The 5,504-nt window shown below is 57.4% G+C and carries 2 rRNA genes; both read right to left on the bottom strand.

What is annotated here, in order from left to right:
* Positions 1-109: 109 nt before the first annotated feature.
* A 23S ribosomal RNA gene (locus B5Y66_RS22095) occupies positions 110-3,225 on the bottom strand.
* A gap of 531 nt (positions 3,226-3,756) precedes the next feature.
* Positions 3,757-5,280 (bottom strand): 16S ribosomal RNA (locus tag B5Y66_RS22090).
* The 16S and 23S rRNA genes sit together here, the layout of an rRNA operon.
* Between the last annotated feature and the right edge of the window lie 224 nt (positions 5,281-5,504).

Below are 5,504 nucleotides of genomic sequence, written 5' to 3'. Positions count from 1 at the left end.
CCCCCTGGTTTGCCCGCGCACTGGTGGTGCGCGGGGGTGGGGGTGGTGCCCGTTTCTCGGGAACCGCACAGTGGACGCGTAGCATGTATTGATCAACAGTGTTGATGTGTGTGTGAAGTTGTTGGCTTATTAGTACCGGTCAGCTCCGACAGTCTTGAGTCCTGTCTTCCACATCCGGCCTATCTACCCAGTGGTCTAGCTGGGTGCCTTCACCCCTTGCGGGGATGGAAACCTCATCTTGAAGCAGGCTTCCCGCTTAGATGCTTTCAGCGGTTATCCCTTCCGAACGTAGCTAACCAGCCGTGCTCCTGGCGGAACAACTGGCACACCAGAGGTTCGTCCGTCCCGGTCCTCTCGTACTAGGGACAGCCCTTCTCAAGTTTCCTGCGCGCGCAGCGGATAGGGACCGAACTGTCTCACGACGTTCTAAACCCAGCTCGCGTACCGCTTTAATGGGCGAACAGCCCAACCCTTGGGACCTACTCCAGCCCCAGGATGCGACGAGCCGACATCGAGGTGCCAAACCATGCCGTCGATATGGACTCTTGGGCAAGATCAGCCTGTTATCCCCGGGGTACCTTTTATCCGTTGAGCGACGGCGCTTCCACAAGCCACCGCCGGATCACTAGTTCCGACTTTCGTCCCTGCTCGACCTGTCGGTCTCACAGTCAAGCTCCCTTGTGCACTTGCACTCGACACCTGATTGCCAACCAGGCTGAGGGAACCTTTGAGCGCCTCCGTTACATTTTGGGAGGCAACCGCCCCAGTTAAACTACCCACCAGGCACTGTCCCTGATCCGGATTACGGACCGAGGTTAGATGGTCGATGCGGCCAGAGTGGTATTTCAACGATGACTCCTCCCGACCTGGCGGCCGGGTATCACAGTCTCCCACCTATCCTACACAAGCCGCACCGAACACCAATACCAAGCTATAGTAAAGGTCCCGGGGTCTTTCCGTCCTGCTGCGCGTAACGAGCATCTTTACTCGTAGTGCAATTTCGCCGAGCTCGCGGTTGAGACAGCGGAGAAGTCGTTACGCCATTCGTGCAGGTCGGAACTTACCCGACAAGGAATTTCGCTACCTTAGGATGGTTATAGTTACCACCGCCGTTTACTGGGGCTTAAATTCTGGGCTTCACCGAAGTTGACCCGTCCTCTTAACCTTCCAGCACCGGGCAGGCGTCAGTCCGTATACATCGTCTTGCGACTTCGCACGGACCTGTGTTTTTAGTAAACAGTCGCTTCTCCCTGGTCTCTGCGGCCCTCCCCGCCTCCCCGGAGCAAGTCCGGTTCACGGTTGGGGCCCCCCTTCTCCCGAAGTTACGGGGGCATTTTGCCGAGTTCCTTAACCACGATTCGCTCGATCGCCTTGGTATTCTCTACCTGACCACCTGAGTCGGTTTGGGGTACGGGCGGCTAGAACCTCGCGTCGAGGCTTTTCTTGGCAGCAGAGGATCACCCGTTTCCCGCATAAGCGGTCACTATCAGTTCTCACCCTTGATGCTTGGCGGATTTGCCTACCAAGCGGGCTACAACCTTGGACGTGGACTACCATCGCCACGCCGGGCTACCTTCCTGCGTCACCCCTGTTAACACGCTTACCTACTACCGGTTCGGGTCCCACGCCGCCGGCAACGGCGCGACCCGAAGGTCGCTGTGTTGCCATTGGGATGGTTAGCATCACCGGGCTCGGTATGGGCGGTTCTTCGCCGGTAGGAGAATATCAACTCCTTGTCCATCGACTACGCCTGTCGGCCTCGCCTTAGGTCCCGACTTACCCAGGGCGGATTAACCTGGCCCTGGAACCCTTGGTCATTCGGCGGACGGGTTTCTCACCCGTCATTCGCTACTCATGCCTGCATTCTCACTCGTGTGGGCTCCACCACTAGGTCACCCTGCAGCTTCACTGCCCACACGACGCTCCCCTACCCACCCACACACCTGAACACCGATCAAGTCGATGCTGGGTTATTGTGTGAGTGCCACGGCTTCGGCGGTGTACTTGAGCCCCGCTACATTGTCGGCGCGGAATCACTTGACCAGTGAGCTATTACGCACTCTTTCAAGGGTGGCTGCTTCTAAGCCAACCTCCTGGTTGTCTGTGCAACTCCACATCCTTTCCCACTGAGCACACGCTTAGGGGCCTTAGCCGATGATCTGGGCTGTTTCCCTCTCGACTACGAAGCTTATCCCCCGCAGTCTCACTGCCACGCTATGTCTTACCGGCATTCGGAGTTTGGCTGACGTCAGTAACCTGGTAGGGCCCATTAGCCATCCAGTAGCTCTACCTCCGGCAAGAAACACGTGACGCTGCACCTAAATGCATTTCGGGGAGAACCAGCTATCACGAAGTTTGATTGGCCTTTCACCCCTAACCACAGGTCATCCCCTCAGTTTTCAACCTAAGTGGGTTCGGTCCTCCACGCCGTCTTACCGGCGCTTCAACCTGCCCATGGCTAGATCACTTCGCTTCGGGTCTAGACCCGGCGACTGAATCGCCCTATTCGGACTCGCTTTCGCTACGGCTTCCCCACACGGGTTAACCTCGCCACCGAGCACTAACTCGCAGGCTCATTCTTCAAAAGGCACGCCGTCACCCCTGCTAGGGAGGCTCCGACGGATTGTAGGCACACGGTTTCAGGTACTATTTCACTCCCCTCCCGGGGTACTTTTCACCTTTCCCTCACGGTACTTGTCCGCTATCGGTCACTAGGTAGTATTTAGGCTTAGCAAGTGGTCTTGCCAGATTCACACGAGATTTCTCGGGCCCCGTGCTACTTGGGATCCCCTCAACCAGGCCGCACCATTTCGTCTACGGGACTCACACCCACTACGGTCCGCCTTTCAATGCGGTTCGACTATGACACGGCTTTCTTACTGGCTACCAGACTGTCAGATCTGGTCAGAAGGTCCCACAACCCCGCATGTGCAACGCCTGACAGCTTGACACACACACGGTTTGGCCTCATCCGCTTTCGCTCGCCACTACTCACGGAATATCTCTTCCTGTCGGTACTGAGATGTTTCACTTCCCGACGTTCCCCCCTACACCCTATGTATTCAGATGCAGGTGACCAGGCATGACCCTGGCCGGGTTCCCCCATTCGGACATCCTCGGATCACAGCTCGTTTGCCAACTCCCCGAGGCTTATCGCAGGCTACAACGTCCTTCTTCGGCTCCTAGTGCCAAGGCATCCACCCTGTGCCCTTAAAAACTTCGACACACTACAATATTTCACAGAGATCAGAAAACCAGCCAACACACGATCAAAGACCATGAGCAGGCCGGCACTGAACATCTGGGATGCTCGCGTCCACTGTGCAGTTCTCAAGCAACGGACGACCCGCAGACACCCGGCACGCCTACCCCCGAGACGCCCTCGAACACTCGAAGACCCCCAGGAGCGGTTCACACCAGCCCACGACCCGTATCCATCAAGACCACCAACCCCTCCCGCAGGAGAGCCGATTGCCTCAGGACCCAACAGTGTGCTTGCGAACCAGACCAACCCCCACCACCAGCGTTCCGCCACCCACCCCCGAAGAGGCAACCCCCGAAGAGGCGGTGTGTACTAGCCGGCGAACAAGCGCCGAACCGATCCTTCTAGTCAATGTTCCACCCGTGAGCAACCACCAGACGCTCAAACGGCGCCTCAGATGGTCTGCCTGACCCCCACCCCCGAAAGCCACCCCACCAGGACAACCCCGGCAAGACGACCCCGAAAGCTACACGGGGGTATCAGATGCTCCTTAGAAAGGAGGTGATCCAGCCGCACCTTCCGGTACGGCTACCTTGTTACGACTTAGTCCCAATCGCCAGTCCCACCTTCGACCACTCCCCCCGGAAAACCGGTTGGGCCATGAGCTTCGGGTGTTACCAACTTTCGTGACTTGACGGGCGGTGTGTACAAGGCCCGGGAACGTATTCACCGCAGCGTTGCTGATCTGCGATTACTAGCGACTCCGACTTCATGGGGTCGAGTTGCAGACCCCAATCCGAACTGAGACCGGCTTTTTGGGATTCGCTCCACCTTACGGTATCGCAGCCCTCTGTACCGGCCATTGTAGCATGCGTGAAGCCCAAGACATAAGGGGCATGATGATTTGACGTCATCCCCACCTTCCTCCGAGTTGACCCCGGCAGTCTCCCATGAGTCCCCGGCATAACCCGCTGGCAACATAGGACGAGGGTTGCGCTCGTTGCGGGACTTAACCCAACATCTCACGACACGAGCTGACGACAACCATGCACCACCTGTATACGAGTGTCCAAAGAGTCCGCTATCTCTAGCGTGTTCTCGTACATGTCAAGCCTTGGTAAGGTTCTTCGCGTTGCATCGAATTAATCCGCATGCTCCGCCGCTTGTGCGGGCCCCCGTCAATTCCTTTGAGTTTTAGCCTTGCGGCCGTACTCCCCAGGCGGGGCACTTAATGCGTTAGCTGCGGCACGGAACTCGTGGAATGAGCCCCACACCTAGTGCCCAACGTTTACGGCATGGACTACCAGGGTATCTAATCCTGTTCGCTCCCCATGCTTTCGCTCCTCAGCGTCAGTTGCGGCCCAGAGACCTGCCTTCGCCATCGGTGTTCCTCCTGATATCTGCGCATTCCACCGCTACACCAGGAATTCCAGTCTCCCCTACCGCACTCTAGTCTGCCCGTACCCGATGCAAGCCCGAGGTTGAGCCTCGGGATTTCACACCAGACGCGACAGACCGCCTACGAGCTCTTTACGCCCAATAATTCCGGACAACGCTTGCGCCCTACGTATTACCGCGGCTGCTGGCACGTAGTTAGCCGGCGCTTCTTCTGCAGGTACCGTCACTTGCGCTTCTTCCCTGCTGAAAGAGGTTTACAACCCGAAGGCCGTCATCCCTCACGTGGCGTCGCTGCATCAGGCTTTCGCCCATTGTGCAATATTCCCCACTGCTGCCTCCCGTAGGAGTCTGGGCCGTGTCTCAGTCCCAGTGTGGCCGGTCGCCCTCTCAGGCCGGCTACCCGTCGAAGCCTTGGTAGGCCATCACCCCACCAACAAGCTGATAGGCCGCGAGCCCATCCCCCACCGAAAAACTTTCCAACACCCACCATGCGATGAGTGCTCATATCCGGTATTAGACCCCGTTTCCAAGGCTTATCCCGAAGTGGAGGGCAGGTTGCTCACGTGTTACTCACCCGTTCGCCACTGATCCACCCAGCAAGCTGGGCTTCACCGTTCGACTTGCATGTGTTAAGCACGCCACCAGCGTTCGTCCTGAGCCAGGATCAAACTCTCCGTAAAAGAAGAGAAACACCACGAACCCCCAAAAGAGCCCGCAGCATTCAACGATACTGGCCAGACCAAGCTGAACTGCTCAGTCCGATCCAAAGGAACCAAAAAGGTTCAAAAATACTTGGCATTGACTATCAAACACACTGTTGAGTTCTCAAACAACCGACGCACACCGCGCAACCAGAACCCCTTTCCAGGATCCCAGCCCCGCCGGGGCAACCCCTCAAACTTAC

Source organism: Krasilnikoviella flava (genome assembly GCF_900167525.1).
Lineage (GTDB): Bacteria > Actinomycetota > Actinomycetes > Actinomycetales > Cellulomonadaceae > Isoptericola > Isoptericola flavus.
Note: the sequence above shows the minus strand (reverse complement) of the source record. Positions and strands in the feature narration are given on the sequence as shown.